This window comes from Microbacterium sp. CFBP 13617, assembly GCF_014839445.1.
GTDB lineage: Bacteria > Actinomycetota > Actinomycetes > Actinomycetales > Microbacteriaceae > Microbacterium.
In genome coordinates this window covers 1-1,050 of sequence record NZ_JACYNW010000007.1, presented here as the reverse complement: position 1 = coordinate 1,050, position 1,050 = coordinate 1, and the positions used below count along the sequence as shown (strand labels likewise).

General features: G+C 66.1%; 1 protein-coding gene. It reads left to right on the top strand.

The window, feature by feature from the left end; genetic code table 11:
• A partial coding sequence (locus IFU40_RS16605; protein WP_191927027.1) for a hypothetical protein occupies positions 1-1,050 on the top strand: 1,050 nt, incomplete at both ends.

Here is a 1,050-nt window from a genome sequence, read left to right as displayed (position 1 = left end):
CAGCGTCAGCGTCAGCGTCAGCGTCAGCGTCAGCGTCAGCGTCAGCGTCAGCGTTAGCGTCAGCGTCAGCGTCAGCGTCAGCGTCAGCGTCAGCGTCAGCGTCAGCGTCAGCGTCTGCGTCAGCGTCAGCGTCAGCGTCAGCGTCAGCGTCAGCGTCAGCGTCAGCGTCAGCAACGTCAGCGTCAGCAACGTCAGCGTCAGCGTCAGCAACGTCAGCGTCAGCGTCAGCCACATCAGCGTCGGTGTCGGTCACGTCGGCATCCGCGTCCGCCACATCAGCGTCAGCATCAGCGTCCGCCACATCAGCGTCAGCATCAGCCACATCAGCGTCGGTGTCGGTCACGTCGGCATCCGCGTCCGCCACATCAGCGTCAGCATCAGCGTCCGCCACATCAGCGTCAGCATCAGCCACATCAGCGTCGGTGTCGGTCACGTCGGCATCCGCGTCCGCCACATCGGCGTCAGCATCGGCATCCGCAGCGTCAGCGCCATCCGCGTCGGCCACATCGGCATCCGCATCAGCGTCCGCCACATCGGCGTCAGCCACGTCAGCGTCAGCCACGTCAGCGTCAGCCACGTCAGCGTCAGCCACGTCAGCGTCCGCATCCGCATCGGCTACGTCAGCGTCTACGCCGTCAGCGTCCGCCACCTCTGCGTCTGCACCGTCGGCGTCGGCGTCGAGCACGTCGGCGTCGGCGTCGAGCACGTCGACGTCCAATGCGTCCGTGTCCAGCACGTCTACGTCGAGACCATCAGCATCCGCATCGATATCGAGCACGTCCGCATCTGCGTCCAGCACGTCGACGTCCGCGTCGATGTCGAGAGCGTCGAGCAGGTCGGTTACGTCGATATCGAGCACGTCCAACGCCTCAGCGTCCGCACCATCCGCGTCCGCGTCCGCATCAACGTCGGCCACATCGACATCCGCGCCATCGGCGTCGGCATCGGCGATATCAGCGTCAGCGCCGTCCGCGTCTGCCACATCCACGTCCGCGCCATCGGCATCGACGACCTCTGCGTCTGCGCCATCCGCGTCGATGTCGAGCACGT